Source organism: Aeromonas diversa CDC 2478-85 (genome assembly GCF_000819805.1).
GTDB lineage: Bacteria > Pseudomonadota > Gammaproteobacteria > Enterobacterales > Aeromonadaceae > Aeromonas > Aeromonas diversa.
On the sequence record NZ_CDCE01000034.1, the window covers coordinates 212584 to 237678 of the forward strand.

At 60.6% G+C, this 25095-nt stretch carries 27 protein-coding genes; 17 read left to right on the forward strand and 10 right to left on the reverse strand.

Annotated elements, in window-relative coordinates:
• Window positions 1-124 precede the first annotated feature (124 nt).
• From prc to BN1121_RS15285, 4 genes are all read right to left on the reverse strand, one after another.
• Entirely contained in the window at window positions 125-2137 is a 2013-nt protein-coding gene (gene prc, locus BN1121_RS15270) for a carboxy terminal-processing peptidase (protein WP_005357579.1), read from the reverse strand.
• A 10-nt stretch (window positions 2138-2147) separates the two neighbouring features.
• Entirely contained in the window at window positions 2148-2705 is a 558-nt protein-coding gene (gene proQ / locus BN1121_RS15275; RefSeq protein ID WP_005357563.1) for an RNA chaperone ProQ, read from the reverse strand.
• Between the two features lie 91 nt (window positions 2706-2796).
• Window positions 2797-3267 (reverse strand): free L-methionine (R)-S-oxide reductase MsrC, encoded by a 471-nt coding sequence (gene msrC, locus BN1121_RS15280; protein WP_043157939.1) that lies wholly within the window; start codon window positions 3265-3267, stop codon window positions 2797-2799.
• Between the two features lie 81 nt (window positions 3268-3348).
• Window positions 3349-3801: a hypothetical protein gene (locus BN1121_RS15285; protein ID WP_005357558.1), complete on the reverse strand. Its 453-nt coding sequence runs from the start codon at window positions 3799-3801 to the stop codon at window positions 3349-3351.
• A 299-nt stretch (window positions 3802-4100) separates the two neighbouring features.
• On the opposite strand from BN1121_RS15285, the gene ccoN reads away from it, so the two are divergent.
• The 11 genes from ccoN to ttcA all read left to right on the forward strand — a co-directional run bounded on the left by ccoN (window position 4101) and on the right by ttcA (window position 14004).
• On the forward strand, window positions 4101-5525 hold the full coding sequence (gene ccoN, locus BN1121_RS15290) for a cytochrome-c oxidase, cbb3-type subunit I (protein WP_005357554.1): 1425 nt from the start codon (window positions 4101-4103) through the stop codon (window positions 5523-5525).
• 16 nt (window positions 5526-5541) lie between these two features.
• Window positions 5542-6156, forward strand: a complete 615-nt coding sequence (ccoO, locus tag BN1121_RS15295) for a cytochrome-c oxidase, cbb3-type subunit II (protein WP_005357551.1) — start codon at window positions 5542-5544, stop codon at window positions 6154-6156.
• A gap of 12 nt (window positions 6157-6168) precedes the next feature.
• Window positions 6169-6345 carry a CcoQ/FixQ family Cbb3-type cytochrome c oxidase assembly chaperone gene (locus BN1121_RS15300; RefSeq protein WP_005357548.1) on the forward strand — a complete coding sequence of 59 codons (177 nt, stop codon included), beginning with the start codon at window positions 6169-6171 and terminating at the stop codon, window positions 6343-6345.
• Complete coding sequence (gene ccoP / locus BN1121_RS15305) at window positions 6345-7319, forward strand: cytochrome-c oxidase, cbb3-type subunit III (RefSeq protein WP_005357545.1); 975 nt, start codon at window positions 6345-6347, stop codon at window positions 7317-7319. Before BN1121_RS15300 ends, ccoP begins: the two co-directional genes overlap by 1 nt.
• A gap of 117 nt (window positions 7320-7436) precedes the next feature.
• Window positions 7437-7925 carry a FixH family protein gene (locus BN1121_RS15310; RefSeq protein WP_005357542.1) on the forward strand — a complete coding sequence of 163 codons (489 nt, stop codon included), beginning with the start codon at window positions 7437-7439 and terminating at the stop codon, window positions 7923-7925.
• 1 nt (window position 7926) lies between these two features.
• Complete coding sequence (locus BN1121_RS15315; RefSeq protein WP_005357539.1) at window positions 7927-10293, forward strand: heavy metal translocating P-type ATPase; 2367 nt, start codon at window positions 7927-7929, stop codon at window positions 10291-10293.
• A complete protein-coding gene (gene ccoS, locus BN1121_RS15320) occupies window positions 10290-10466 on the forward strand; it encodes a cbb3-type cytochrome oxidase assembly protein CcoS (protein ID WP_005357536.1) in 177 nt (58 codons plus the stop codon). The genes BN1121_RS15315 and ccoS overlap by 4 nt, the downstream gene beginning before the upstream one ends.
• Window positions 10450-11136, forward strand: coding sequence for a sulfite exporter TauE/SafE family protein (locus tag BN1121_RS15325; protein ID WP_005357534.1), 687 nt, complete (start codon window positions 10450-10452; stop codon window positions 11134-11136). Before ccoS ends, BN1121_RS15325 begins: the two co-directional genes overlap by 17 nt.
• Window positions 11137-11204: 68 nt before the next feature.
• Entirely contained in the window at window positions 11205-11960 is a 756-nt protein-coding gene (fnr, locus tag BN1121_RS15330) for a fumarate/nitrate reduction transcriptional regulator Fnr (protein ID WP_005357530.1), read from the forward strand.
• 128 nt (window positions 11961-12088) lie between these two features.
• A complete protein-coding gene (gene uspE / locus BN1121_RS15335; RefSeq protein ID WP_005357528.1) occupies window positions 12089-13033 on the forward strand; it encodes a universal stress protein UspE in 945 nt (314 codons plus the stop codon).
• A gap of 62 nt (window positions 13034-13095) precedes the next feature.
• Window positions 13096-14004, forward strand: coding sequence for a tRNA 2-thiocytidine(32) synthetase TtcA (gene ttcA / locus BN1121_RS15340; RefSeq protein ID WP_005357526.1), 909 nt, complete (start codon window positions 13096-13098; stop codon window positions 14002-14004).
• 57 nt (window positions 14005-14061) lie between these two features.
• Here ttcA and BN1121_RS15345 read toward each other — a convergent pair whose 3' ends face one another.
• Window positions 14062-14709 carry a DUF2987 domain-containing protein gene (locus tag BN1121_RS15345; protein WP_005357524.1) on the reverse strand — a complete coding sequence of 216 codons (648 nt, stop codon included), beginning with the start codon at window positions 14707-14709 and terminating at the stop codon, window positions 14062-14064.
• 9 nt (window positions 14710-14718) lie between these two features.
• Window positions 14719-15456 carry a hypothetical protein gene (locus BN1121_RS15350; RefSeq protein ID WP_043157934.1) on the reverse strand — a complete coding sequence of 246 codons (738 nt, stop codon included), beginning with the start codon at window positions 15454-15456 and terminating at the stop codon, window positions 14719-14721.
• 208 nt (window positions 15457-15664) lie between these two features.
• Between BN1121_RS15350 and potA the strand changes: the two genes are divergently transcribed.
• From potA to BN1121_RS15370, 4 genes are all read left to right on the forward strand, one after another.
• Window positions 15665-16765: a spermidine/putrescine ABC transporter ATP-binding protein PotA gene (gene potA, locus BN1121_RS15355; protein ID WP_005357515.1), complete on the forward strand. Its 1101-nt coding sequence runs from the start codon at window positions 15665-15667 to the stop codon at window positions 16763-16765.
• The gene (potB, locus tag BN1121_RS15360) at window positions 16752-17636 is read left to right on the forward strand and encodes a spermidine/putrescine ABC transporter permease PotB (protein ID WP_005357512.1); all 885 of its coding nucleotides are present in this window, start codon (window positions 16752-16754) and stop codon (window positions 17634-17636) included. The genes potA and potB overlap by 14 nt, the downstream gene beginning before the upstream one ends.
• Window positions 17633-18397 carry a spermidine/putrescine ABC transporter permease PotC gene (gene potC, locus BN1121_RS15365; RefSeq protein WP_005357509.1) on the forward strand — a complete coding sequence of 255 codons (765 nt, stop codon included), beginning with the start codon at window positions 17633-17635 and terminating at the stop codon, window positions 18395-18397. The genes potB and potC overlap by 4 nt, the downstream gene beginning before the upstream one ends.
• 71 nt (window positions 18398-18468) lie before the next feature.
• A complete protein-coding gene (locus BN1121_RS15370; protein WP_005357505.1) occupies window positions 18469-19536 on the forward strand; it encodes an extracellular solute-binding protein in 1068 nt (355 codons plus the stop codon).
• 33 nt (window positions 19537-19569) lie between these two features.
• Here BN1121_RS15370 and BN1121_RS15375 read toward each other — a convergent pair whose 3' ends face one another.
• Complete coding sequence (locus BN1121_RS15375) at window positions 19570-20562, reverse strand: D-alanine--D-alanine ligase (RefSeq protein ID WP_005357502.1); 993 nt, start codon at window positions 20560-20562, stop codon at window positions 19570-19572.
• 123 nt (window positions 20563-20685) lie between these two features.
• A complete protein-coding gene (locus BN1121_RS15380) occupies window positions 20686-21294 on the reverse strand; it encodes a 2OG-Fe(II) oxygenase (protein WP_197065766.1) in 609 nt (202 codons plus the stop codon).
• A 113-nt stretch (window positions 21295-21407) separates the two neighbouring features.
• Between BN1121_RS15380 and BN1121_RS15385 the strand changes: the two genes are divergently transcribed.
• Both BN1121_RS15385 and BN1121_RS15390 read left to right on the forward strand, forming a co-directional pair.
• The gene (locus tag BN1121_RS15385; RefSeq protein WP_005357496.1) at window positions 21408-21899 is read left to right on the forward strand and encodes a glutathione peroxidase; all 492 of its coding nucleotides are present in this window, start codon (window positions 21408-21410) and stop codon (window positions 21897-21899) included.
• An 87-nt stretch (window positions 21900-21986) separates the two neighbouring features.
• Window positions 21987-23342 carry a DEAD/DEAH box helicase gene (locus tag BN1121_RS15390; RefSeq protein WP_005357494.1) on the forward strand — a complete coding sequence of 452 codons (1356 nt, stop codon included), beginning with the start codon at window positions 21987-21989 and terminating at the stop codon, window positions 23340-23342.
• A 42-nt stretch (window positions 23343-23384) separates the two neighbouring features.
• Here BN1121_RS15390 and BN1121_RS15395 read toward each other — a convergent pair whose 3' ends face one another.
• Both BN1121_RS15395 and aroG read right to left on the reverse strand, forming a co-directional pair.
• Window positions 23385-23873, reverse strand: coding sequence for a prolyl-tRNA synthetase associated domain-containing protein (locus BN1121_RS15395; protein WP_005357491.1), 489 nt, complete (start codon window positions 23871-23873; stop codon window positions 23385-23387).
• Between the two features lie 100 nt (window positions 23874-23973).
• A complete protein-coding gene (gene aroG / locus BN1121_RS15400) occupies window positions 23974-25026 on the reverse strand; it encodes a 3-deoxy-7-phosphoheptulonate synthase AroG (RefSeq protein WP_005357488.1) in 1053 nt (350 codons plus the stop codon).
• Window positions 25027-25095 lie beyond the last annotated feature (69 nt).

The window sequence follows — 25095 nt, forward strand, 5'->3', positions numbered from 1 at the left end:
CCCTCACCAAAGGGTGATTTATCCGCGCAGCCAGCGTCATTGTCCAAGCCAGAAATAAATGCCCTGTTTGCTGCATAAAAAAACGGCCAACACTGGGTTGGCCGTTGTGGATATTCAGCATCACTCAGGATTTGGTCGTCTGTTGGCCCAGCTCGGCGGTAATGTTGGCCGCCTCCTTGAGAAACTCATCCGGCGCCTCGTAGTCACTGGGCAGCTCGTCGAGGGACTTGACCTGGGGCTTACCCATGCGCTTGAGACGCTCATTGGTGCGCACCAGCGCCAATGCATCCTGCTTCTCCTGCTCGGCACGGCGCTCTGCCTCGTTAAGGGAGACGGACTTTCTGTCCTTCTCGCGCTTGTACTCGGCAATGTCCTGCTCGACATAAGCAAACTCGGGATCGCTGGCTGCCCGCCGTTCGTAAGCTTGCTTGAGCGTGGGCAACACGGAGGCAAAATTGCCAACCCGCTGGTAGCTGGCCGACGCAATCTTGTCCCAAGGCAGGGCATTGGGCTCCTGACTCTCACCCGTCTCTTCGTGGGGGATCGGTGTCGGGAAGGCGATGTCGGGGACCACACCCTTGTTTTGGGTGCTGCCACCGTCAATGCGGTAGAACTTGGCGATGGTGTACTGAACATGGCCCAGCGGCTCATCATAGAAATCGTACACCTTGGCCAGGCTACGATGCTGCTGCACCGTCCCCTTACCAAAGGAGTTTTCCCCTATGATGACAGCACGACCGTAGTCCTGCATGGCTGCGGCGAAGATCTCCGAGGCCGACGCACTGTAGCGATCGATCAGCACCGACATGGGGCCACCGTAGTAGACCTGACCATCGTCGTCGCCGTTGACGGTCACCCGCCCCATGTGATCGCGGATCTGTACCACTGGGCCTGCGGTAATGAAGAGCCCGGTCAGGGCCGACGCCTCGGTCAAGGCCCCACCACCATTGGCGCGCAGATCGACCACCAGACCATCGATTTTCTTGCTGTTGAGGCTAGCCAGCTCTTTGATCACATCTTCGTGCAGGTTGACGTAGAAGCTCGGGATCTCGAGCACCCCGATCTTCTTGCCTTCGGCCATCACCACCTTGGATTTGGCGGCGCGATCCTCGAGACGAACCTTGTCGCGAACCAGCTCGATCACCTCGGTCTTGGCCGCGGCACCCTTGCCACGCTGGATCTCGAGGCGGACCTTGCTCCCCTTGGGCCCCTTGATGAGATCGACCACCTCGTCGAGGCGCCAGCCGATCACATCGACTATCTTGCCGTCGGCCTGACCCACACCGGTGATCTTGTCATCGGGCTTGAGCTGGTTCGAGTTGGCGGCAGGGCCACCGGGAACCAGTGAGCGGATCACGGTAAAGTCATCTTCCGCCTGCAGCACGGCACCAATCCCCTCGAGGGAGAGGTTCATCTCGGAGTTGAAACGATCGGCATTACGCGGCGAGAGATAGCTTGTATGAGGCTCGATGGCTCGGGCGAAGGAGTTCATGAAGAGCTGGAAGACGTCTTCACTCTCGGTCTGAGACATGCGCTTGATGGCGTTATTGTAACGCTTGGCAAGCAGCTCCTTGATCTCGGGCCATTCCTTGCCAGAGAGCTTGAGACTGAGCGCATCATACTTGACCCGCTGACGCCACAGCTCGTTGAGCTCGCCCTCACTCTTGGGCCAGGGCGCCCCTTCCCTGTCGAAGAAATACTCGTCCTTCTGGGTAAAGTCGAAGGGGGTATCGAGCAGCTTCAGGGCATATTCGTATCGCTCATAACGCCGTTGCTGACTCAGGTTAAACATGTCGTAAGCGGGGTCGAGACGACCACGCTCCAGATCCTTGTCAAAACCCTTGCGGTACTTTTCAAAGCGCTGGATATCGGAGGCGAGAAACAGATTTCTGCTGTAGTCGAGCGCCTCTAGGTATTTGTCGAAGATCTCGGCAGAAAATGCCGCATCCAGCTTGAACTGCTTGTAGTGGGAACGGGTGAACAGATTGGTGATCCGCTTGCTCGCCGTGGCGTGCTGGCTCTCCTGACTGAGAACGGGCAGATCACTCTCTTTGAGTACCGGCTCGACGGCCTGAGCGAGCCCGGCGACAGCCAGGCTCCAGGCGATGAGTGAATAACGAATGACACCTTGCTTCAAAAAAGCCTCCTTAGAGGACCAGGTGTTCGAACTTGACGCGCATCATCATGCCGGTCTGCAGCTGAACCTGCACGTCATCCTTGGTGATTTCCTTGATGGTAGCGGCAACCGGGGACTTGCCCAGCACAACCTTGACGCCCTGCTCGAGCTTAAGCTCGTCGGCAGAGACCTTGCGCGGCTGCGGACGACGGGGCTTCTTGGGCTTGTCGCCGTTGTTATTGGTGCGACGGCTGGCAAAGACGCGATCCTTGCTCTCTTTGAGCGCCTGTTTGGCATGCTCAACATGCTCCTCGGTCAGCAGCTCACCCGGATTGCCATCGAGATCGACACGGGCGATACCCGCCTTGAGGCCATGGAGGTAACGCCAACTGGAGGTGTACTGACGCAGAGCTGAACGCAACAGGGTCTTGGAGACCTTGGGGTCATCGGCCAGGCGGGTCGCCAGATCCTGGAAGATACCAATCTTGAGCGGTTTGGCCTCCCCTTCTGCGATAAAGCAGGCAGGGAACTTCTCGATCAGATAGGCGATGACCTCTTTACTGTTCTTCAGCTTTTCAGTGTTTTCCATGTATAACCTTGATTTATTAATTAGCAGGGGCTCAAGCCCACAGAGACGACAAGGGCCCCATTATAGAGAGGTTGGGAGCGTTTGCGAACTCTCATGCAACCTTGAAGAGTTCAGCTTCCAGCACGGAGACGATTTTTTCCAGCCCTTCCTTGTCCTGCTCGTCGAAACGACCGACGCGGGGACTGTCAACATCGAGCACCGCCACCACCTCGCCATGGGCCCGAACCGGGATCACCACCTCGGCATTGCTGGCCGCATCACAGGCGATATGGCCGGCAAACTGATGCACATCGCTCACCAGCTGGCTCGCGTTCTCGGCCACGGCTGTGCCGCAGACCCCGCGCCCGATCGGAATTCGCAGGCAAGCGGGCTTGCCCTGGAAGGGGCCAAGCACCAGCGTCTCCCCTTTGAGCAGATAAAAACCCACCCAGTTGATCTCTTCAAGCTCCAGGTTCAGCAGCGCCGAGACGTTGGCCATGTTGGCTGTCATGTCGGGCTCCCCCGCGATCAACGCCTTCACCTGCTGGCTCACTCGATCATAAAAACGGTATTTTTCACTCACTACCACAGAGGCATGCTCCTCATCTCGATCACAAAATCAAAAGTGCCATTCAGGGTGCATCAATAGCCCCTTTCAGGCGTGTTAACGGGTTACAGTGAAGGGAATATAAAGCGGTGTCTCCCCTTCTATCTCTACCACCAGTTGCCAGACCATGCTGTGCTCGGTACAGGCTCCGACCATGGCATCGGTGAGCCATATTCCCTGTTCCTGCCTGAGCGTCAGGGGAATTCGCCCCATAAACATGTCTCGCCCTTCGATCCAGGCCTTGCCCGGGCGCCTTGGCAGCCCTTCAATCTTGATCACAAAAGGCAATTCAGCCCTGATCGGCGGCGGTTCGACGGTCACGACAAGGGAATAACCATCGCGATTAAGCCGACAACCTGAGTGCGACAGATCACAATTTTGAATATCCGTTACCGGCTGTTTGGCGGGCTCGGACTCATGTCTCATGGTCCGATAAGCGAACGCCGCCATTAAAATTGCCAGCACGATCACAATTTGAATCAGCTTGGCCTGGGTTAATTTGCCCTGCATCGTAAAAAACGCCCCAAAGATGTCGAATATATGTACTTTTTTTGATCGAAAACATGGTCTTTTGACTCCGCCTAGCGCTGTGGCGGGGCTCAAATATATCACTGTTTATACTGTTATTTTACCTGTCACTTCATTATCATCATCACCGAGTTTTCATTTACCTCCCTTTTGGATTTCGTTTTGTTAACAACAGTTAACGAAGCCCTAAAGAGAGCGGCAAATGAGGCCACTTCTCCAAGGTTGCTAGCGGCCTTCGGGCCACATATCTAGAACAACAGCATCGGAAGCGGAAAACAACGATGAGCCATACTACTACCCACCCTGAGTACAACTACACCGTTGTCCGTCAGTTCACCGTGATGACCATCATCTGGGGAATTGTCGGCATGACAGTAGGTGTGCTGATTGCAGCCCAGTTGATCTGGCCTGCCCTCAACTTCGATACTCCCTGGCTGACCTACAGCCGCCTGCGCCCTCTGCACACCAACGCGGTGATCTTTGCATTCGGCGTGAGCGCCCTGATGGCCACCTCCTTCTACGTCGTTCAGCGTACCTGTCAGGCCCGCCTGTTTGGTGGCCCGCTCGCCTCCTTCGTCTTCTGGGGCTGGCAGGCGATCATCCTCTCTGCCGCAATCACCCTGCCTTTGGGTCTGACCGGTGGTAAAGAGTATGCGGAGCTGGAGTGGCCGATCGACATCGCCATCGCCATCGTCTGGGTGGCCTACGCGATCGTCTTCTTCGGCACTCTGATGAAGCGCACCACCTCCCACATCTATGTGGCCAACTGGTTCTTCGGTGCCTTTATCATCACGGTTGCCGTGCTGCACATCATCAACAGCATGTCGATCCCCCTGACCCTGACCAAGTCTTACTCCATGTACTCAGGTGCCATGGACGCCATGGTGCAGTGGTGGTATGGGCACAATGCGGTGGGCTTCCTGCTGACTGCCGGTTTCCTCGGCATGATGTACTACTTCGTGCCCAAGCAGGCTGGCCGTCCGGTTTACTCCTATCGCCTCTCCATCGTGCACTTCTGGGCGCTGATCTCCCTCTACATCTGGGCAGGTCCGCACCATCTGCACTACACGGCGCTGCCGGACTGGGCACAGTCCCTTGGCATGGTCATGTCGCTCATCCTGTTTGTCCCCTCCTGGGGTGGCATGATCAACGGCATCATGACCCTGTCGGGTGCCTGGCACAAGCTGCGCTATGACCCGATCCTGCGCTTCCTGATCGTCTCTCTCTCCTTCTACGGTATGTCCACCTTCGAAGGCCCCATGATGTCGATCAAAACCGTTAACGCGCTCTCCCACTACACCGACTGGACCATAGGTCACGTTCACTCCGGTGCACTGGGCTGGGTTGCCATGGTCTCTATCGGTTCCGTCTACCACCTGATCCCGAACCTGTTCGGTCAGGGTCGCATGTATAGCGTGAGCCTCATCAACACCCACTTCTGGCTGGCGACCGTGGGCACAGTGCTCTACATCGTCTCCATGTGGATTTCGGGTGTGATGCAGGGTCTGATGTGGCGTGCGGTCAACGATGACGGCACCCTGACCTACAGCTTCGTGGAAGCCCTGCAGGCCTCCTACCCCTTCTACTTCGTCCGCTTCCTGGGTGGTTGCTTCTTTGTGCTCGGCATGTTGCTGATGGCGTACAACGCCTATCGCACCATCACTGCGCCCAAGGGCTCCCTGGAACCCGTCGCCCAGCCGGCCTGATTTGAAGAGGTAATCCATGAGCAACAATAACCGTCACGAAATATTTGAAAAGAACGTCCCCCTGCTGGCGCTGGGTATCGTCTTCGCCATCAGTCTGGGTGGCCTGGTCGAGATCACCCCGCTCTTCTTCCAGAAGCAGACCACTGAGCCGGTCGATGGCCTCAAGCCCTATACCGCCCTGCAGATGGAAGGTCGCGATATCTATATTCGCGAAGGGTGCAACGTCTGTCACAGCCAGATGATCCGCCCGTTCCGTGCCGAGACCGAGCGTTATGGCCACTATTCGGTCGCCGGTGAGAGCGTCTGGGAGCACCCCTTCCTGTGGGGCTCCAAGCGTACCGGACCGGATCTGGCCCGCGTCGGCGCCCGTTACTCCGATGACTGGCACCGTGCCCACCTCATCGATCCGCGCTCCGTGGTCCCCGAGTCCAACATGCCCGCCTTCCCCTGGCTGGCCAACAACGAGATCGACGGCGACCTGACCGGCAAGAAGCTGGCTCTGTTCAGGGATCACTTCGGTGTCCCCTACACGGATGCCGATATTGCCGGGGCCAAGGATGCAGTGAAAGGCAAGACCGAGCTCGATGCCCTGGTTGCCTATCTGCAATCTATCGGCACTGCCCTCAAATAAGGAACATTGGATATGGATTACGGCACCTTTCGCGGACTCTATACCCTGCTGCTGATGGCCATCATGATCGGCATCGCCGTGTGGGCCTATAGCAAGCGCCGCAAGGCCGCCTTTGACGAGGCCGCCAACCTGATCTTTGCCGACGAGCAAAACAGTGCCGATAACAAGAACGCAGGAGCGAAGCAATAATGAGCACTCTGTTGAGTATTTTTGTCACCGTCATCACGTTGGGGACCATAGCGGGCTGCTTTGCCCTGCTCTGGTGGTGCCTGAAGGACAAGATGGGGGTCGAAGAGGGTCAGCCCATGGGCCACGCCTTCGACGGCATCGAAGAGATCAACAATCCGCTGCCCAAGTGGTGGACCTATCTCTTCATCATCATGATCGTCTTCGGCCTGATCTACCTGGCCTCCTACCCGGGTCTGGGTAACTGGAAGGGTCTGCTGGGCTGGCAGAGTTCCAACCAGGATGTCCGCTCCCTGGCCGAGTCCAAGGCGGCCACTGCCTCGGCACAGGAGCAGGGACTGGCGGTGCAGTATGACCGCGAGCATGCCAAGGCCGACGAGCTCTTCGGCGCCAAGTTCCGCGAACTGACCTACACCGCTGATGGCAAGACCTATAAGGCCATCGAAGAGATCGCCAAGGATCCCGAGGCGCTCAAGGTGGGTCAACGTCTGTTCCTGCAGAACTGCGCCCAGTGCCACGGCTCAGATGCGCGCGGCGGCAAGGGCTTCCCCAACCTGACCGACGGTGAATGGCAATGGGGCGGCAAGCCGGACCAAATCAAGACCACCATCATGAACGGTCGTCACGCCGTCATGGCTGCCTGGGGTGAAACTCTGGGCAAGGATGGGGTCAAGGAGGTCGCGGCCTATGTACTGAGCCTCTCCGGCCGTACCGTGGATCCGGTGCTGGCCCGCAAGGGACAGACCCGCTTCGCCATCTGTGCTGCCTGTCATGGTCCAGAGGGTAAGGGCGGCGAGGCCTTCGGTGCCCCCGATCTGACCAACACCACCTGGCTCTACGGTGGCTCGCGTCAGACCGTCGAGGAGACCATTACCCATGGTCGCCAGGGCGTGATGCCGGCATGGAAAGATGTGTTGGGCGAAGACAAGGTTCACCTGTTGGCCTCTTATGTCTACAGCCTCTCCCATCAGAATTAAAGCGTGACAACGCTTTGAGTAATCAGCAAAAAGCCTCGACTCTTCGAGGCTTTTTGTTATCTTGTGTTGGTCTTTTTAACCCCCTTAGTTAACCATTCGTTTCACGGTAGTAGCATCATGTCCCAACCCTGGTATCGTCAGTTCTGGCCCTGGTTTCTCATCGCACTTCCCCTCTGTGCCGTCGTCGCCAGCGTCTATACAGCCATCATCGCCAGTCGAGGGGGGGTCAATCTGGTGGCCGAGGACTATTACAAACAAGGTAAAGAGATCAATCAGGATCTCAGTAAGTTTCACCGTGCCGAGGCCCTCGGCCTCACCTTCGATTTACGCGTCGAGGGCAACACCATCACGGTCCGTAAACTCACAGGGGATATCCTCCCCAACCAGGCACTCTTTCTCTCTCTGTTCCACCCGACCCTGTCCGGTCACGACAGCGAACACCTGCTGACGGCCGATGCCAGCGGCACCTATCGTCTGGTACTCGATGCGCCTATCACCGGCAAGTGGCAGGTACGCCTCGATGCCTTTAACCATGAGTGGCGCCTGCAGGAAACGGTTCGCCTGCCGCTGCCACAGGGGCAGGTGCTCGACCCCAAGGGGCGTTGAGATGAGTGGCTGCTTTCATTGCGGTGAGCCCCTCGGCACCGCGGACTATGCCCTCGAGATAAAGGGGATCCGGCAACCCTTCTGCTGCCCCGGTTGTCAGGCAGTGGCCGAGACCATACTCGGCAGCGGCCTCGCCAGTTACTACGAACACCGCACAGCCCCTGGTGCCAAAGGGGATCTGGTACCGGAAGAGCTGACGGCCATGGCCAACTATGACCTGGCCGAGGTACAGCAGGAGTTTGTCACCGAGCAGGGGACAGAGCGAGAGATCCAGCTTACCGTAGAAGGGCTCACCTGCGCCGCTTGTGCCTGGCTCATCGAGCGTCATCTCTTCACCCTGCCTGGCCTGCGCTATATCAACGTCAATACCACCACCCACAGGGCCAAGGTGCGTTGGGATCCCGAACAACTCTCCTTAAGCGATCTGCTCAAAGGCTTTGCGGCGGTGGGCTATCGCGCCTACCCGTTTCAGACCCACAGCCAGGAAGCGCTCTACGCCAAGGAGGTGAAGAGCTATCTCTACCGCATGGGCCTGGCTGGCTTGGGCTCGATGCAGGTGATGATGTGCTCGGTCGCCCTCTACATGGATCTGTTTATCAGTGTGGAGCAGGAGTTCATCGTCTACTTCCAGTGGATCAGCCTGCTGCTCTCCACCCCTATCATGCTCTACTCGGCCCAGCCCTTCTATGTGAATGCCTGGCGCAGCCTGCGTCAGGGCCATCTGTCGATGGACGTCTCTGTCTCACTGGCGCTGATCGGCGCCTTTGTCGCCTCTATCTGGGCCACCGTCTTCAACACGGGTGAGGTCTATTACGACTCCATCACCATGTTTGTCTTCTTCCTGTTGCTCGGCCGTCTGCTCGAGCTGCGGGCCCGACGCAAGGCCTCGGAGTCGAGTTCCAACCTGGCCCGCATGATCCCGGTGATGGCCACCCTGGTCGATGCACAGGGGGAACGCCAGGTGGTCGCCAAGACCCTGAAGGTTGGCGATCGTATCCGTGTGCTGGCTGGCACCACCCTCCCCGCCGACGGCATCATCCTCGAGGGGCGGGCCAGCATCGACGAATCCATGCTCACGGGTGAGCCCATTCCCGAGGTGCGTCAGGTGGGCGATCAGGTCTTCGCCGGCACCATCAATAGTGACAGCCCCCTGTTGCTGCGGGTATCCCATCAGATGAGCGAATCGCGCATCGCCCAGATCATGCGCCTGCAAGACAGCGCCCTCGACGAAAAGCCCGCACTGGCCCTGATGGCGGACATCATCTCCCGCTACTTTATTCTGGTGCTGCTGCTGATCGCCGCCGCCGTCTGGCTCTTCTGGCACTTCCATGCCCCCGAGAAGGCCTTCTGGATCACCCTCTCGGTGCTGGTCGCCACCTGCCCCTGCGCCCTCTCGCTCGCCACCCCCACGGCGCTCACGTCGGCCACGGCACGGCTCACCCGAAGCGGCATTCTGCTGCGCCGTGGCCATGTGCTCGATGTGCTGACGCAGGCCAACCGGGTGGTGCTCGACAAGACCGGCACCCTCACCACCGGCGAGATCCGTCTCAAGCGGATTCAAGCCATGGAAGGCCAGGATGGTCACTACCTGCACCGGGTGGCTGCCACCCTGGAGTCACGCTCCGAGCACCCCATTGCCCGCGCGTTTCGCCTGGATGAAATACTGCTCCCCTTGAGCGATTATCGACTGGAGATCGGCTGTGGGGTGGCGGGAACCATAGGCGGCAAGCACTATCGGCTCGGCAGCGCCCATTGGCTCAAGGCCCCCACCAGCTTCGAGCAGGGACTGACCGTATGGCTCGAGGAGGAGGGGTTACTGGTGGCCCGCTTCGAGCTGGACGATACCCTGCGCCCCGATGCCCCCTCCCTCGTCCGCGCCCTGCAACAGGCAGGCCTCGCCGTCACTATGCTGACCGGTGACAGCTCGGCCCAGGCCGAGCGCGTCGCCGCCGACCTCGGCATCGATGAACTGGTCAAGGGGGTCACCCCGGATGGCAAGCTCGCCTACCTCAAGGAGCATGAGGCAAAGGGAGATATCAGCATCATGGTCGGCGATGGGGTCAACGATGCCCCCGTGCTGGCCGGCGCTCACGCCTCCTTCGCCATGGCTGGCGGGACGGATCTGGCCAAGAACAGCGCCGATGCCATCCTGCTCGGCGACGACCTGTGCAAACTGCTTGAGGCTCGACGCCTCGCGCGCCACACCCGGCGCATCATACGGCAGAACTTTGCCTGGTCGCTGGGGTACAATCTGCTGGTGCTGCCACTGGCGGCCAGCGGTTGGTTGCCCCCCTACCTGGCGGCGGCCGGCATGTCACTGAGCTCTCTCATCGTGGTGAGCAACTCCATGAGGCTCAACAAGCTATGAACATCATCTTCGTGCTGATCCCCATCGCCATCCTGTTCGTCGTCATCGCCGCCCTGGTCTTCTTCTGGGCGATCCGCTCCGAGCAGTTCGAGGATCTCGACCGGCAAGGCTCCAGCATCCTGTTCGACGAACACACCCCAGAGCACAAGAGTGAGCATGACCGCCAACCTTGATCTGTTGGGAGCCCTGCTGATGGGACTGGCGGCCAGCAGCCACTGCTTTGCCATGTGCGGTGGTGTCTCTGCCGCCCTCTCCATGGCGATTCCCGCCACCCATCAGCATCCCCTCGGCCGCCTCGCCTACCTGCTCTGCTACAACCTCGGACGCATCCTGAGCTACATGCTGGCCGGCGCCCTGGTGGGCGGGGTGTTTGCCTCCGCCGTCGAGATTGGTCAAGGCAAACACGCCCTGGTCTGGCTCCAACTGGCTGCCGGAATCATGATGCTGGCCGTTGGCCTCTATCTGGCCGGTTGGTGGCAAGGGGTGCTGCGCATCGAGCAGCTGGGGGCCAGGCTGTGGTCGCATCTGCGCCCTCTGGCCCAGCGCTGCCTGCCTCTGCGGCGCCCTCTGGCCGCGCTCCCCTTCGGCATGATCTGGGGTTGGCTACCGTGCGGCATGGTCTACTCCATACTGACCTGGAGTGCCGCCTCTGGCGGTGCTGGCGCAGGAGCCTTGCTGATGCTCAGCTTTGGTCTTGGCACCCTGCCGACCCTGTTTGCCCTGGGGGGATTGGCAGATCGTCTACGTTACTGGCTGGCCCGACGCGAACTGCGTCTGGCGGGGGGGTTACTGATGCTGCTGCTCGGCGGACATACGCTCTGGGTCGCCATCAGGCTACTTTGAGACTCTATCCAACTGGCGGTAGTTAGTGGTAAACTCTTTGACATAAATCAATTCTTTCGAAGCGCCTTATGATTCCGGAAAAGAAAGCGGGTAGACGCATACAGAGTGGTGGTTGCGCCATTCACTGCCAGGATTGCAGTATCAGTCAGCTCTGTATTCCCTTTACTCTCAACGAGAGTGAACTGGATCAGCTTGACAGCATCATCGAACGCAAGAAGCCGATTCAGAAGGGCGAAGAGCTGTTCAAAGCGGGCGATGAACTCAAGTCTCTCTACGCCATCCGTTCCGGAACCATCAAGTCTTACACCATCACAGAGCAAGGTGACGAGCAGATCACGGCCTTCCATCTGGCTGGCGATCTGGTGGGTTTCGATGCCATCAGCAAGCAGAACCACCCCTCCTTCGCCCAGGCGCTGGAAACCTCCATGGTCTGCGAAATCCCCTACGATATACTCGACGAGCTCTCAGGCAAGATGCCCAAGCTGCGCCAGCAGATCATGCGCCTGATGAGTACCGAGATCATGGGCGATCAGGAGATGATCCTGCTGCTTTCCAAGAAGAATGCCGAGGAGCGCCTGGCGGCCTTCCTCTACGGCCTCTCCGAGCGCTTCTCCGAACGTGGTTTCTCTGCCAAGGAGTTCCGCCTCTCCATGACCCGTGGCGATATCGGTAACTACCTCGGTCTCACAGTAGAGACCATCAGCCGACTGCTGGGCCGCTTCCAGAAGACCGGCCTCATTAGCGTCAAGGGCAAGTACATCACCGTCCTCGATCAAGCCGCACTCGCCGTCATGGGCGGCAACGCCAAGCCCAACTGCGGCTAATCCATTTTGGGCCGGAATGCATCCCAAAGGGTGATCCGGCCCACGTCCTTTCCCTCCCGTCTGATCTAACCTTGTAGGTAGCAAGGTAATGATGTCATGGCCTCATCTGACTGGGCCAAGGAGGGAAAATGGACAAGTACCGCAAGATCCTGGTAGTCGTAAATCCTGAGCTGGAGCAGCAAGTTGCCCTGGATCGCGCCGTGCGGGTGGCCCGCCTAGAGAAAGAGGCCGAGCTGACACTGCTGCTGCCCATCTACGACTTCTCGTATGAGATGACCTCCATGCTCTCGGCCGATGAACGCAAAGAGATGCAGGAAGGGGTGATCGCCCAGCGCAGTGACTGGCTGGAAAAGTTGCTGGAGCCCTATCGCGCCGAGGGACTCAAGATAGTGGTCAAGGTAGTCTGGCACAGCCGCCCCTTCGAGAGCATATTGCAAGAGGTGCTGACCGGAGGACACGATCTGGTGGTCAAAGCCACCCATAGACACAGTTTTCTGCAAACCTTCATCTTTACGCCAACCGATTGGCATCTGCTGCGTAAATGCCCCTGCCCCATCCTGCTGGTCAAGGGGGAGCACTGGGTACGCGGTGGCAACATACTGGCCGCCATCAACTGCTCTAGCGATGACGAAGATCAGCGCAACCTCAACGATCGCATCACCGCTGAGGCACTCGAGGTCGCCGAATTACTCGATGCCAGCCTCTATCTGGTCAACACCTATCCCGGCACCCCGGTCAATATCGCCATCGAGCTCCCCGAGTTCGATCCCAAGGCCTATAACGATGCCATTCGCCAACACCATGAGAAGTTGTTGCGCCAGCATGCCGAGCGCTATGGTATCAACGAAGCCTGGACCCGTGTTGAAGAGGGCCTGCCCGAAGAGGTGCTGCCCGAGATGGCCAACCGGCTCAACGCCACCCTGATGATCATGGGCTGCGTCGGACGCACCGGCCTCTCGGCGGCACTGCTCGGGAACACGGCCGAGCAGGTGGTCGATCAGCTCGATTGCGACATGCTGATCCTCAAACCCGACGGCTACGTCTGCCCGGTCGACGCGCGGCGCAAGGGTTAACTTGCCCTGACCCGGGACACGGCTATAATACCCGCCTGTTTTTGTCCCGGGTTTTTGATGTCATGCAAGAAGAGCTCAACGCCAAAGAGAAGTACAACTTTAACAAGCTGCAAAAACGCCTGCGCCGCAACGTGGGTCAGGCCATCGCCGACTTCAACATGATTGAAGAGGGCGATCGGGTCATGGTGTGCCTCTCCGGTGGTAAGGACAGCTTCGGCATGCTCGACATCCTGATGAACCTGCAGCAGAGCGCCCCCATCCACTTCGATCTGGTGGCGGTCAACCTGGACCAGAAACAGCCCGGCTTCCCCGAGCATGTGCTGCCCGAGTACCTCAATACCCTCGGCATCGAGTACAAGATCGTTCAGGAAGACACCTACTCCATCGTCAAGGACAAGATCCCCGAGGGCAAGACCACCTGCTCCCTCTGCTCCCGTCTGCGCCGCGGCATTCTCTACCGCACCGCCCAGGAGCTCGGCTGCACCAAAATCGCGTTGGGCCACCACCGCGACGACATCCTCGAGACCCTGTTCCTCAACATGTTCTACGGCGGCAAGCTCAAATCCATGCCGCCCAAGCTGGTGAGTGACGACGGCAAGAACGTGGTGATCCGCCCGCTGGCCTATTGCAAGGAGAAGGATCTGGTTCGCTACGCCGAGATCAAGGCCTTCCCCATCATCCCCTGCAACCTGTGTGGCTCTCAAGAGAACCTGCAACGCAAGGCGATCAAACAGATGATGCAGGAGTGGGATCGCCGCTTCCCTGGCCGTCTCGAGACCATGTTTACCGCCATCCAGGATGTTATCCCGAGCCATCTGCTCGATCACAAGCTGTTCGATTTCAAGAACATTAACCGTGACTCCGGCATCATCGACGGGGGCGACAAGGCCTTCGATCCGCCCGAGCTGCCCGCCTCCCCCCTGCTCGACATCGAGGGGATGGAGATGCTGGACGTCATCGAGGTGCGCTAAGCCCTCTTGGCGTGAAAAAAAGGAGCCGCTACGGCTCCTTTTTCATGGGTTGTCGGCTCATTGGCCAAGCCAGGGGGTCACTCTCAGGGGGGGCGTGTCAAAGGCGAGGCGATCCTGCGTCGACCCCTTGAGGGTCTCATCATCGATGGCCAGGCGCCCCTTCTGCCACACGAGCTGGCGTTCGCCCTGCTTGGCGATGAGTGCAACCCGACCGTCTGGCTGCGCCATCTCCAGGTGTACCCCTCGCATCGGTGGCAGGAAGTGTTTGCCTATCATGCCGGCCATCTTGTCGAGCAGGCGCTGCATGTCCTGCCGAGCCGCATCGAGATCGCCAACCGTCACCTCACCGGAGGGCAGATCTGCCATCACCTGCACCGACATGTTGCAGCCACTCCCCTCGCCTATCATATCCAGCACTACCTTGGCCTTGTCGAGATTGAGATCCGGATCGAAGAGCAGGCGCAGCTCCCCGTCGGCGGTGACGGTCGCCGGCTCATGCCGATCTAGGGTTTCGACGCTGGCGCTGCGAATGAGGCAGCGCCGACCACTCTGGGGCTCGGTCAGATAGAAACCGAGGCGCGCCATCCCAAACTCGCCCTTGGCGAAGGTCTTCATCTGGCTATAAAACTCGCTGTAACCGAGCTCCAGGGGGACGGCACTGACACTGCCCGCCAGCAACAACAACCCGATCCATGGTGACTTCATCGTCCCTCCTTATGCGTTGAAATGATCCGGGGAGGCAGGCTTTTCAGTCACCTCAACCCCGATGCCGCAGAGATCCCGATAGAGGATCCCCTTGACGTTGTAATAGAGCGGCGCTACCCAGAGCAGTCCCAGCCCCATCGGGATGAGAGCCAGGAAGAAGAGCAGGAGCATGACGCCATGGAGTAGCAGCAGAGTGGGTAGACCGCGCAAGAACAGGCGCAGGGAGAGCAGGATCGCCTGCGGGGGGGAGACGCCTCGCTCCAGCATCAGGGGAACGCTAAACAGCAGCCCCATGCCGATCAGGGTAGAGGGCACCAGCGCCAGCATCACCGGCAGGCCCACGGCGGCAAAAAGAGGACCAAAGAGGCTGGTGCACAGGGTCGAGAGCAGGGAGAGAGAGCCGAGGCGCACAAAGTGCCTGAAAAAATCAAACACCTGACCGGCCCGGGCGCGAACCCCGAGCGATTGCTGCACGCCAAGCATGTCGAGGGCAGACGTCATAGGGGAGATCAGCACGGTGATGAGCAGGCTCAGCAGCAGGGTCAAGCCAGGATCGTCCTCCTCCGTCAAATGGGGGGCCACCATGGTCTGGGTCAACAGCAGCCAGATGGCGACGACGCCGGCGATGGCCAGCAGGAGTCCAAAACCGTTGGCGCGGGTCTGCGTCCACCCCTCCTGCAAGATCCCTTTGATATCCAGGCGATAGCCCTGGTTCAGGGAGCGCTCCAGATCGCCCCCGATACGAATTCTGTTACTCACGTGATTATCCAACTGACAGGCATGACGGCCGAGCGACGCATTATAGCCTGAATGTTGCCGGGGTCAGCTTTTTCGCCACACCAGGGTGGCACAATGTGCTCCCAGCAGGGGAAAAGGCTTTAATTTCAAGGGTTGGAACCCTAAAATGCGCGCTTCTTTTCCATTGATGGCCACCGGCTGGGGTGAGACTGCTTAGATGACTAACAACACCAGGACTATCGTTTCGCTGACGGGGATCAGCAAGGGGTATGGCGGCAAACCCGTCATTGAAGGCTTGGATCTGGCGATCATGGACGGCGAGTTTCTCACGCTGCTCGGTCCTTCCGGATGCGGCAAAACGACAGTGCTCAGGATGCTCGCCGGACTCGAGTCGGTCGATGCGGGGCGCATTCTGCTGGGTGATGATGACATCACGGAGATCCCGGCCGAGCAGAGACACATCAACACCGTCTTCCAGAGCTATGCGCTCTTCCCGCACATGACGGTGTTCGACAACGTCGCCTTCGGCCTGCAGATGCAGGGCATCGACAAGGCGCAGACCCACGAGCGGGTCACCGAGGCGCTGGCCATGGTGCAGCTTGGCGAACTGGCCGATCGCAAGCCCGATCAACTCTCCGGCGGGCAGCAGCAGCGGGTTGCCATCGCCCGGGCCGTGGTCAACCGCCCACGGGTATTGCTGCTCGACGAATCCCTCTCGGCCCTCGACTACAAGTTGCGCAAGCAGATGCAGAGCGAGCTCAAGGCGCTGCAGCGGCGCCTCGGCATCACCTTCGTCTTCGTGACCCACGATCAGGAGGAGGCCCTCTCCATGTCCGATCGCATCGTGGTGATGGACGGCGGACGCATAGTCCAAAGCGGCACCCCGCGCGACATCTATGAAACCCCGGCGAACCTCTTCGTCGCCCGCTTCATCGGCGAGATCAACGTGATGGAGGGGGAGCTCATCGCCCATCAGGAGGGGGATGTCTGGCTGGCCCGGGTCGAGGGACGCGACTGCCGTATCCACACCGCCCTCCCCTTCAAACCGGGTCAACGGGTGCTGGTGCTGCTGCGACCGGAAGATCTGCGCATGGATGACTCCGGCGAGCGCGCCGACGGCCTGCCCGGCAAGATCCTGGATCGCAACTACAAGGGAGCGACCCTGGACTCGGTGGTCGAGCTCGATTCGGGCAAGCGCATACTGGTCTCGGAGTTCTTCGACGAGGATGACCCTGACTTTGACTACCGTCTCGGTCAAGGGGTCGCCATTCACTGGGTCGACAGCTGGGAGGTGGTACTGCCCTATGAGCCGCACTGATCTCTCGCACAAGCGCTTTGCTCACCACGGCTTTCGCAATCTGGCGATCGCCCTCATTTTGGGCTGGCTCACCCTGTTCGTGCTCTTTCCCAACCTGATGATCCTGGCGGTGAGTCTGCTCACCCGGGACGAGAGCCAGATGATTGCCCCCCTCTTCACCCTCGGCAACTACCTAAGACTAATCGACCCCCTCTACTGGCAGGTGATCCTCCACTCCCTGTGGCTGGCCATGGTCGCCACCCTCTGCTGCCTGCTGCTGGCTTATCCGTTTGCCTGGATTGTCTCGCGCTTGCCCGGGCGCTGGCGGCCCCTGCTGCTGTTTCTGGTGGTGGTACCGTTTTGGACCAACTCCCTCATCCGTACTTACTCGCTCAAGGTACTGATGAGCACCCGGGGGCTTATCAACGCTCTACTGCTCGATCTCGGCCTCATCGAGCGACCACTGCAGATGATGTACACCGAGTTCGCCGTCATCATCGGTCTGGTCTATGTGCTGCTCCCCTTCATGATCCTGCCTCTCTACTCGGCCATGGAGAAGCTGGATCTGCGCCTGCTCGAGGCGGCCCGGGATCTCGGTGCCAACGGCTGGCAGCGCTTCCGGCACGTGGTGCTGCCCCTGACCCTGCCGGGCATAGTCGCCGGCTGCCTGCTGGTGTTCCTGCCCGCCATGGGGATGTTCTATGTCTCCGATCTGCTCGGTGGCGCCAAACACCTGCTCATCGGGAATGTCATCAAGACGGCGTTTCTCCACACCCGTGACTGGCCTTTCGGTGCCGCCACCAGCGTCACACTGACCCTCTTGATGGGACTGCTGCTCTGGTGTTACTGGCGCGCCGGCAAGTTGCTTAGCAAGCAGGAGGGGCTGGCATGATGCGCCTGTTCAAGGGCGGCTATCTCGCCCTGATTTTTGCCTATCTCTATATCCCGATCCTGGTGCTGATCGGCAACTCCTTTAATCTCTCCAAATACGGGATCGACTGGCGCGGCTTCACCTGGCAGTGGTACGCGAAGTTGATAGGTAACGCCAGCCTGATGCAGGCGGCCCAGCACTCCATGGCCATCGCCGCCGTCTCGGCCAGCGCCGCGGTGATCATCGGCACCCTCACCGCCGTGGCCCTGTTTCGCTATCGCTTTCGCGGCAAACCCTATGTGAGTGGCCTGCTGTTTGTGGTGATGATGTCCCCCGACATCGTCATGGCCATCTCCCTACTCACCCTGTTTGTGCTGCTCGGGGTCAAGCTCGGCTTCTGGACTCTGCTCATCGCCCATATCACCTTCAGCCTGCCGTTCGTGGTGGTGACCGTCTATGCACGCCTGGTGGGGTTCGATGTGCGCATGCTGGAGGCGGCCCGCGATCTGGGCGCCGGCGAATGGGTGATCTTGCGGCGCATTCTGCTGCCACTGGCCATGCCCGCCATCGCCGCCGGCTGGCTGCTGGCGTTTACCCTGTCGCTCGACGACGTGGTGATCAGCTCCTTTGTCACCGGACCCGCCTACGAGATCCTGCCCCTCAAGATCTACTCCATGGTCAAGGTGGGGGTCTCCCCCGAGGTCAACGCCCTGGCAACCCTGATGCTCGGCTTCTCCCTGACGCTGGTGCTGCTCGCCCAGTGGTTACTACGCCGAAAATAAGCCGTCGCCCGGACGGGCGACTTTTTTGACAGCGGGCCTGCATGGCCCCAAACCCCGCAAGGAGTTTTGCGATGACACACAGCGCACTCAAAAAAGCGACCCCCCTCGCCGCCGCCCTGGCGCTGGGGGCCACTCTCGTGACCCAGCCGGTGCTGGCCGAAGAGAAGGTGGTCTACTTCTATAACTGGTCCGAATATGTACCCGACGGCCTGCTCGAGCAATTCCAGAAAGAGACCGGGATCAAGGTGATCTACTCCACCTATGAATCCAACGAGACCCTCTACGCCAAACTCAAGACCCACCCGCAAGGCTATGACGTGGTGGTGCCGAGCACCTACTTCGTGGCCAAGATGGCCAAGGAGGGGATGATCCAGCCTCTGGACAAGAAACAGCTTCCCAACGTCAAGCATCTGGACCCGACCCTGCTCAACCACGAATACGATCCGGGCAACACCTACTCGGTCCCCTACATCTGGGGGGCTACCGGCATCGGCCGCAACAGCGACGTCATCCTTAAGCCGGTGACCAGCTGGAAGCAGCTGTGGGCCCCCGAGTGGCAGGAGAGCCTGCTGCTGATGGACGACGCCCGCGAGGTGTTTCACATCGCCCTGGTGCAGCTTGGCTACAACCCCAATACCCGGGATCCGGCCCAGATCAAGGCCGCCTTCGACTACCTGAAGCAGCTGATGCCCAACGTCAAGGCGTTCAACTCCGACAACCCGGCCGATCCCTACATCGCCGGCGAGGTGAACCTCGGCATGCTCTGGAATGGCTCGGCGTATGGTGCCCAGAAGGAATACCCCGGCATTACTTATACCTGGCCGAGCGAGGGAGCCATCCTCTGGATGGATAACCTGACCATCACCGCCAAGGCCAAACACGTGAGCGAGGCCCACGCCCTAATCAACTTCCTGATGCGCCCCGACGTGGCCGCCAAGGTGGCCGAGGCGATCGGCTACCCGACCCCGGTCAAGGATGCCCTGCCCCTGCTCAAGCCCGAGTTCAGGGACAATCCGATGATCTTCCCCGGCGACGAGGTCAAACAGAAGGGGCACTTCCAGTCCGACGTGGGCGAGGCGTCTGTGCTCTATGAGCAGTATTTCCAGCAGCTCAAGGCCATGGTGGCCAACGCGGGTTAATGAAAAAGGGCGCCGATGGCGCCCTTTTTATGGTCAGCTCCTGGCCTGCTCCAGGATCTGCTCGAGGAAACGCCCCACGTCATGTCCGTGATGCTCCAGCATCTTGGGGAACATGGAGATGGGGGTCATGCCCGGGAAGGTGTTGATCTCGTTGAGCAGGATCTCCCCCTCCTCGGTCAGGAAGAAGTCGACCCGGGAGAGATGAGTCAGGCCAAGCTGGCGGAAGGCCTTGAGCGCATAGGTGCGGATGGTCTCGATCTGCTGCTCACTGAGCCCCTCGGCACGCAGGCTGGTGGTGGTATGGCTGCTACTGCTGTACTTCTCCTCGTAGGTGTAGAAGTGATCGGTCGGGGCGCAGATCTCCCCCGGCACGGTCGCAACCAGCTCGTCACCATATTGGTAGACGGCCACCTCCAGCTCGCGAGGCTTGACGGCCTTCTCCAGCAACACCTGATCCGAGTAGCCGAAGGCACCGTCGATGGCGGCGGCCAGGGAGGCCTCGTCGGTCACCTTGTAGCAACCCACCGAAGAGCCCTGACAGGCGGCCTTGACGAAGAGGGCTCCCCACTCGGCCAGCGCCGCACGGGCCTCGGCCAGGCTCTGGGCACTGTTTTCGGTCAGGAAGCGATAGGGGGTATTGGGGATGCCGAGGGCCGTCAGCCACAGCTTGGTGGTGATCTTGTTAAAGCAGATCTTGCTCGCCTCGGCACCGCATCCCAGATAGGGCAGGCCGGCCAGCTCGAGGAAGGATTGCAGATCGCCGGTCTCACCCGGATAGCCGTGGATACAGGGCACCACGAAGTCGACCGGACGCGCCACGCTGGCAAAAGAGAGCAGACGATCGAGCCCCAGTTTGCACTCGCGACCGTCGGCGGAGATCCAGCGATCTTTAAGCATCTCGACCCGGGTCACCTCGACCCCGGGCAGGGCCGTGAGCTTGCTCTCCAGATAATTGGCACTGACGAGGGAGACTTGGTGCTCGGCGCCACCGCCACCGCACAGCAGCAATACATGCATGTTTTTCATCGTTCGCGATCCCTTTGGGAGAAGTGGCCGGGGGCTGCAATCGGCCACCGGCGCAAGATGGGGGGCAGTGTAGCAAGGTCGACAAAGGCTTGTCAGCCCACAGTCCCGCGATTGACCACGCGGTTAGCGCGGGGGATCGAGCCGTCCGGCGCCATGGCCGTTGACCCTAAACCAGCCGGCGATGCTGAAACGCTCGGCGCGGGCCGGCAACACCTCGTGAGGGAAGGGCTCGGAGAGGAAGACCACCAGGCGTCCCGCCCGGGGGGCGATGTCCGTCAGAAACTGCTCGTCATCCCCATAGAGCCGTAAAAGGCCACCGTCGGCCTCCTGCCACCCCTCATTGAGGTAGCAGACAGTGGTGAGACGGCGATTGGAGCGCCCGGCGAAGGCGTCCCGATGACGTCCATAGAAGTCTCCCTCCCGATAGCGGGCGAAGTGGGCCTCGTAATCGAAGAGCCCCAACATCAGTTCTCGATTGGCACAGAGGCGAAGTTGCTCCATCATACCCAGGTAGTCGGCCACAACCCCTGCGACGGAGGCGTCGAGCCAGTGGATCTGGTCGCGGCGCACCTCGCTGTTGGTCTGATGCCGGGCGGCGCGGCCTATGCCTGCCGGCTGCCATGTCTCGGGGAGCGCATCGCGCAATCCGGCCACCATGGCCGGCTCGAGAAAATCATCCACCACTACCCAACCCCGGGTGGCGATGGCATCCATGAGAGGAAGAAAATCCAAGATGTCGAATCCATTGAGAGAGGTGTGCGCATTCCAGCGTCCCCAAGACAGGATGACAAACCATTCTTCTTCTCTTCACCAGCTTGTTTAGTCATGTAAAAGGGAGTTGATTCATGTCTCATATCAGCGAATTCGAACTGACCGCCCTCGACGGTACCCCCTTCCCCGTAGAGAGCCTGGACGGCAAGGTGGTGCTGCTGGTCAACGTGGCCAGCCACTGTGGCTTTACCCCCCAATACCGGGATCTCGAATCCCTGTGGCAGCGTTTCCGTGACAAGGGACTGGTGGTGCTCGGTTTTCCCTGCAACCAGTTCGGTCAGCAGGAGCCTGGCGACGCCGCAGAGATTGCCGAGTTCTGCTCCACCACCTACCCGGTCAGCTTCCCCCTGCTGGCCAAAGGGGACGTGAATGGCCCCGACGCCCACCCCCTCTACGAGTGGGCCAAGCAGCGCTGCCCCGGTCTGCTGGGGCTGGAAGCCGTCAAGTGGAACTTCACCAAGTTTCTGTTCGATCGCGAAGGGGAGCCGGTGGCCCGCTACGCCCCCACCACCAAGCCCGAGAGTCTGGTGCCCGATATCGAGACCCTGCTGGCGCAGGGCGAGTAGAGGCTTCTCTCGCCTTCTGCTATAGTTCGCCCCCCTGAACTGTGATGTGCCGGCACCCGGGTGCCGGCCTGCCAACCCGGAGTCTGCATGACCTTCAACGAACTCGGTCTTTCCCCTCATCTACTGCGCGCCATCGACGAGCTGGGTTACACCAGCCCGACCCCCATTCAGCAAGCGGCGATCCCCGCCGTGCTGGCGGGTAAGGACGTGCTGGGTGGGGCGCAGACCGGGTCTGGCAAGACGGCAGGCTTCGCCCTGCCCCTGCTGCACCGGCTGCTCGACAACCACGGTCGCGGTCAGCGCACGGTGCGGGCCCTCATCCTGACCCCCACGCGGGAACTGGCCGCCCAGGTAGGCCAGCAGGTGACCGACTATGCCCGTCACCTCCCCCTGCGCCCCCTCACCGTCTATGGCGGCGTGATCATCAAGCCGGATATCGAGGCCCTCAAGAAGGGGGTTGATGTGCTGATCGCCACGCCGGGTCGGGTGCTGGATCTGCTGACCCAGCGCGCCCTCAGCTTCGAGCGCCTCGAGGTGCTGGTGCTGGACGAGGCAGATCGCATGCTGGACATGGGCTTTATCCGGGACATAGAGCGCATCCTGCGCACCCTGCCGAGCGAGCGCCAGACCCTGCTCTTCTCTGCCACCTTCAACGACGAGGTGAAACGCCTGGCCGACGAGCTGCTCAAGGACCCCCAGCTCATCGAGGTCGATCCCGCCAACACCACGGCCGAGAAGGTGCGCCAGCGTCTCGTCAGGGTCGACCGGGAGCGCAAGCGCGAGCTGCTCTCGCACCTCATCAATGAAGAGCAGTGGGAGCAGGGGCTTATCTTCGTGCGCACCCGCCACATTGCCGATCGCCTGGCCCGCCAGCTGCAGAGCGACGGCCACGACGCCATCGCCATCCACGGTGAGAAGAGTCAGGGGGTGCGTAACCAGGCCCTGTCCGATTTTCGTGAAGGCAAGGTGCGTCTGCTGGTCGCCACCGACGTGGCGGCACGCGGCCTCGACATCGATCGCCTCGAGCACGTGGTGAACTTCGAGCTGCCCCAATCCCCCGAGGACTATATCCACCGGGTCGGCCGTACCGGCCGTGCCGGCCGTGGTGGCGTCGCCCTCTCGCTGGTCTGCCCCGAGGAGCAGGCCCAGCTCAAGGCGTTGGAGCGTTTCCTTGGCGAGTCACTCACCTGCGAGGAGATCCCGGGCTTCGAGCCAAGCGGCAAGCCGACCCGTCAGACCCTGCCCGGCAGCAAGCCGGTACAAAACCCGCCGCGCAAGGGCAAGGGAGCCGGCCCCAAACCGGCCGCGCCCAAGAGCGCCAAGCCGGCCAAGGCCGCGAAACCGGCTCCCAAGAGCAAGCCTGCCGATACCGGTGGCGACGAGATCGGCTTTATGCCGGTACGCCGCCAGAGTCGCCAGCTGCTGCAAGAGGACGACGAGTAAGCACGAGGGGCCAATGGGCCCCTCTGCTTTCTGGTGTGCACGCTAGAGCTCGACCAAGGCGACGGTGCGAGAGAGGGCACCCAGCAGTTGCTGCAACGCCACCTGGGGTAGCACCCAGGTCGTGGTGTTGACCAGGGGGTGACACTGAAGGGCCTCGGCCTCCCACACCCGGCGCTCCATCACCAATTCCACCTGCCGCTCGGCGTCATTGACCAGGGCCAGCGGCGTGACCGCGCCTGGGCTCACCCCCAGGTGACGCTCGAGCAGCTCGGCCGAGGCGAAAGAGAGGCGCCGACAGCCCAATGCAGTGGCGAGGCGCTTGAGATCCACGGACGTGCTCTCCTCGGCCATCAAGAGGATCACGCGATCGCGGCGGCTCTCTGTGAGCAAAAGATTTTTCACCCGCATGCCCGGCAGATCCCCCATCAGGGCCGTCGCCTGCTCACAGGTATAGACGGGTGGATGATCTCGCCCCTGGGGGTGAATCCCCAAGGTCGCCAGCCACTGGGCCAGTCTGGCCTTATCCACCATGATCGCATGCTCCACCTCACGGCTGTCTGAGTCCACCCTACACCCGTGGCGCCGCATAACAAAGAGGGCTGCCACCGGCAGCCCTCTTGATCTGACGCGACTAGGCGCGGCGCGCGCGGATCGCCGCAGCCAGCCGGCGCAGCAGGGTCTCGGTATCCTCCCAACCGATACAGGCATCTGTGATGCTCTGCCCGACGGTGAGCTCATATCCTTCTTTGAGATCCTGGCGTCCCTCCACCAGGTGGCTCTCCACCATGACCCCGAACACGGCGTGGCTGCCGCCGGCGATCTGAGCCGCCACGTCCTCGGCCACCAGCATCTGGTTCTTGAACTGTTTGCTGCTGTTGGCGTGACTGAAGTCCACCATCACCTTTGGCGGCAATCCCGCCTTCTCGAGCCCGCCGCACACCTCGGCCACGTGAGCGGCGCTGTAGTTCGGCTCGCGGCCGCCACGCAGTATGATGTGGCAGTCCGGATTACCGGCGGTAGAGACGATGGCGGAGTGCCCATACTTGGTCACCGACAGGAAATGGTGCGGTGCGCTGGCGGCGCCGATGGCATCGATGGCCACCTTGATGGTGCCGTCTGTGCCGTTTTTAAAGCCCACCGGGCAGGAGAGGCCAGAGGCCAGCTCACGGTGCACCTGGGATTCTGTGGTCCGGGCACCGATGGCCCCCCAGCTCATCAGATCCGCCAGGTACTGGGGGGTGATCATGTCGAGGAATTCGGAGGCGGTCGGCATGCCGAGATCGTTAAGATCGAGCAGCAACTTGCGCCCGATCCGCAGGCCATCGTTGATGCGGAAGCTGCCATCGAGGTAGGGATCATTGATGAGCCCCTTCCAGCCGACCGTGGTACGCGGCTTCTCGAAGTAGACGCGCATCACCACCTCCAGCTCCCCTTTGAGCTCTTCGCGCAGTGCCAGCAGGCGCTGACCGTACTCGACGGCGGCGACCGGGTCGTGGATGGAGCAGGGGCCGATCACCACCAGCAGGCGATCATCGTCACCCGCCAGGATGCGATGAATGGCCTGACGGCTCTCGTAGACGGTCTGACTGGCGGTCTCGGTGGCCGGAAACTTCTCCAGCACCGCGACAGGTGGCAGTAACTCTTTGATTTCCTTGATTCTAATGTCGTCGGTCTGGTGCTGCATAAGGCTTTCCTGCGTGATTGCATACAACGGAGAAATTCCAATCTAGCCCCGACACGGCAGCGTGTAAAT

Bases quoted from the DNA above. Each gene is read 5' to 3' on its own strand.
- BN1121_RS15315 (WP_005357539.1), top strand. From the start codon at position 7,927: ATGAGTGGCTGCTTTCATTGCGGTGAGCCCCTCGGCACCGCGGACTAT.
- potA (WP_005357515.1), top strand. From the start codon at position 15,665: ATGACTAACAACACCAGGACTATCGTTTCGCTGACGGGGATCAGCAAG.
- BN1121_RS15390 (WP_005357494.1), top strand. From the start codon at position 21,987: ATGACCTTCAACGAACTCGGTCTTTCCCCTCATCTACTGCGCGCCATC.
- potB (WP_005357512.1), top strand. From the start codon at position 16,752: ATGAGCCGCACTGATCTCTCGCACAAGCGCTTTGCTCACCACGGCTTT.
- proQ (WP_005357563.1), bottom strand. From the start codon at position 2,705: ATGGAAAACACTGAAAAGCTGAAGAACAGTAAAGAGGTCATCGCCTAT.
- BN1121_RS15285 (WP_005357558.1), bottom strand. From the start codon at position 3,801: ATGCAGGGCAAATTAACCCAGGCCAAGCTGATTCAAATTGTGATCGTG.
- ccoP (WP_005357545.1), top strand. From the start codon at position 6,345: ATGAGCACTCTGTTGAGTATTTTTGTCACCGTCATCACGTTGGGGACC.
- BN1121_RS15345 (WP_005357524.1), bottom strand. From the start codon at position 14,709: ATGAAGTCACCATGGATCGGGTTGTTGTTGCTGGCGGGCAGTGTCAGT.
- BN1121_RS15385 (WP_005357496.1), top strand. From the start codon at position 21,408: ATGTCTCATATCAGCGAATTCGAACTGACCGCCCTCGACGGTACCCCC.
- BN1121_RS15310 (WP_005357542.1), top strand. From the start codon at position 7,437: ATGTCCCAACCCTGGTATCGTCAGTTCTGGCCCTGGTTTCTCATCGCA.
- BN1121_RS15375 (WP_005357502.1), bottom strand. From the start codon at position 20,562: ATGAAAAACATGCATGTATTGCTGCTGTGCGGTGGCGGTGGCGCCGAG.
- ccoO (WP_005357551.1), top strand. From the start codon at position 5,542: ATGAGCAACAATAACCGTCACGAAATATTTGAAAAGAACGTCCCCCTG.
- BN1121_RS15300 (WP_005357548.1), top strand. From the start codon at position 6,169: ATGGATTACGGCACCTTTCGCGGACTCTATACCCTGCTGCTGATGGCC.
- ccoS (WP_005357536.1), top strand. From the start codon at position 10,290: ATGAACATCATCTTCGTGCTGATCCCCATCGCCATCCTGTTCGTCGTC.
- aroG (WP_005357488.1), bottom strand. From the start codon at position 25,026: ATGCAGCACCAGACCGACGACATTAGAATCAAGGAAATCAAAGAGTTA.
- ttcA (WP_005357526.1), top strand. From the start codon at position 13,096: ATGCAAGAAGAGCTCAACGCCAAAGAGAAGTACAACTTTAACAAGCTG.
- potC (WP_005357509.1), top strand. From the start codon at position 17,633: ATGATGCGCCTGTTCAAGGGCGGCTATCTCGCCCTGATTTTTGCCTAT.
- BN1121_RS15370 (WP_005357505.1), top strand. From the start codon at position 18,469: ATGACACACAGCGCACTCAAAAAAGCGACCCCCCTCGCCGCCGCCCTG.
- BN1121_RS15395 (WP_005357491.1), bottom strand. From the start codon at position 23,873: ATGGTGGATAAGGCCAGACTGGCCCAGTGGCTGGCGACCTTGGGGATT.
- BN1121_RS15325 (WP_005357534.1), top strand. From the start codon at position 10,450: ATGACCGCCAACCTTGATCTGTTGGGAGCCCTGCTGATGGGACTGGCG.
- ccoN (WP_005357554.1), top strand. From the start codon at position 4,101: ATGAGCCATACTACTACCCACCCTGAGTACAACTACACCGTTGTCCGT.
- fnr (WP_005357530.1), top strand. From the start codon at position 11,205: ATGATTCCGGAAAAGAAAGCGGGTAGACGCATACAGAGTGGTGGTTGC.
- uspE (WP_005357528.1), top strand. From the start codon at position 12,089: ATGGACAAGTACCGCAAGATCCTGGTAGTCGTAAATCCTGAGCTGGAG.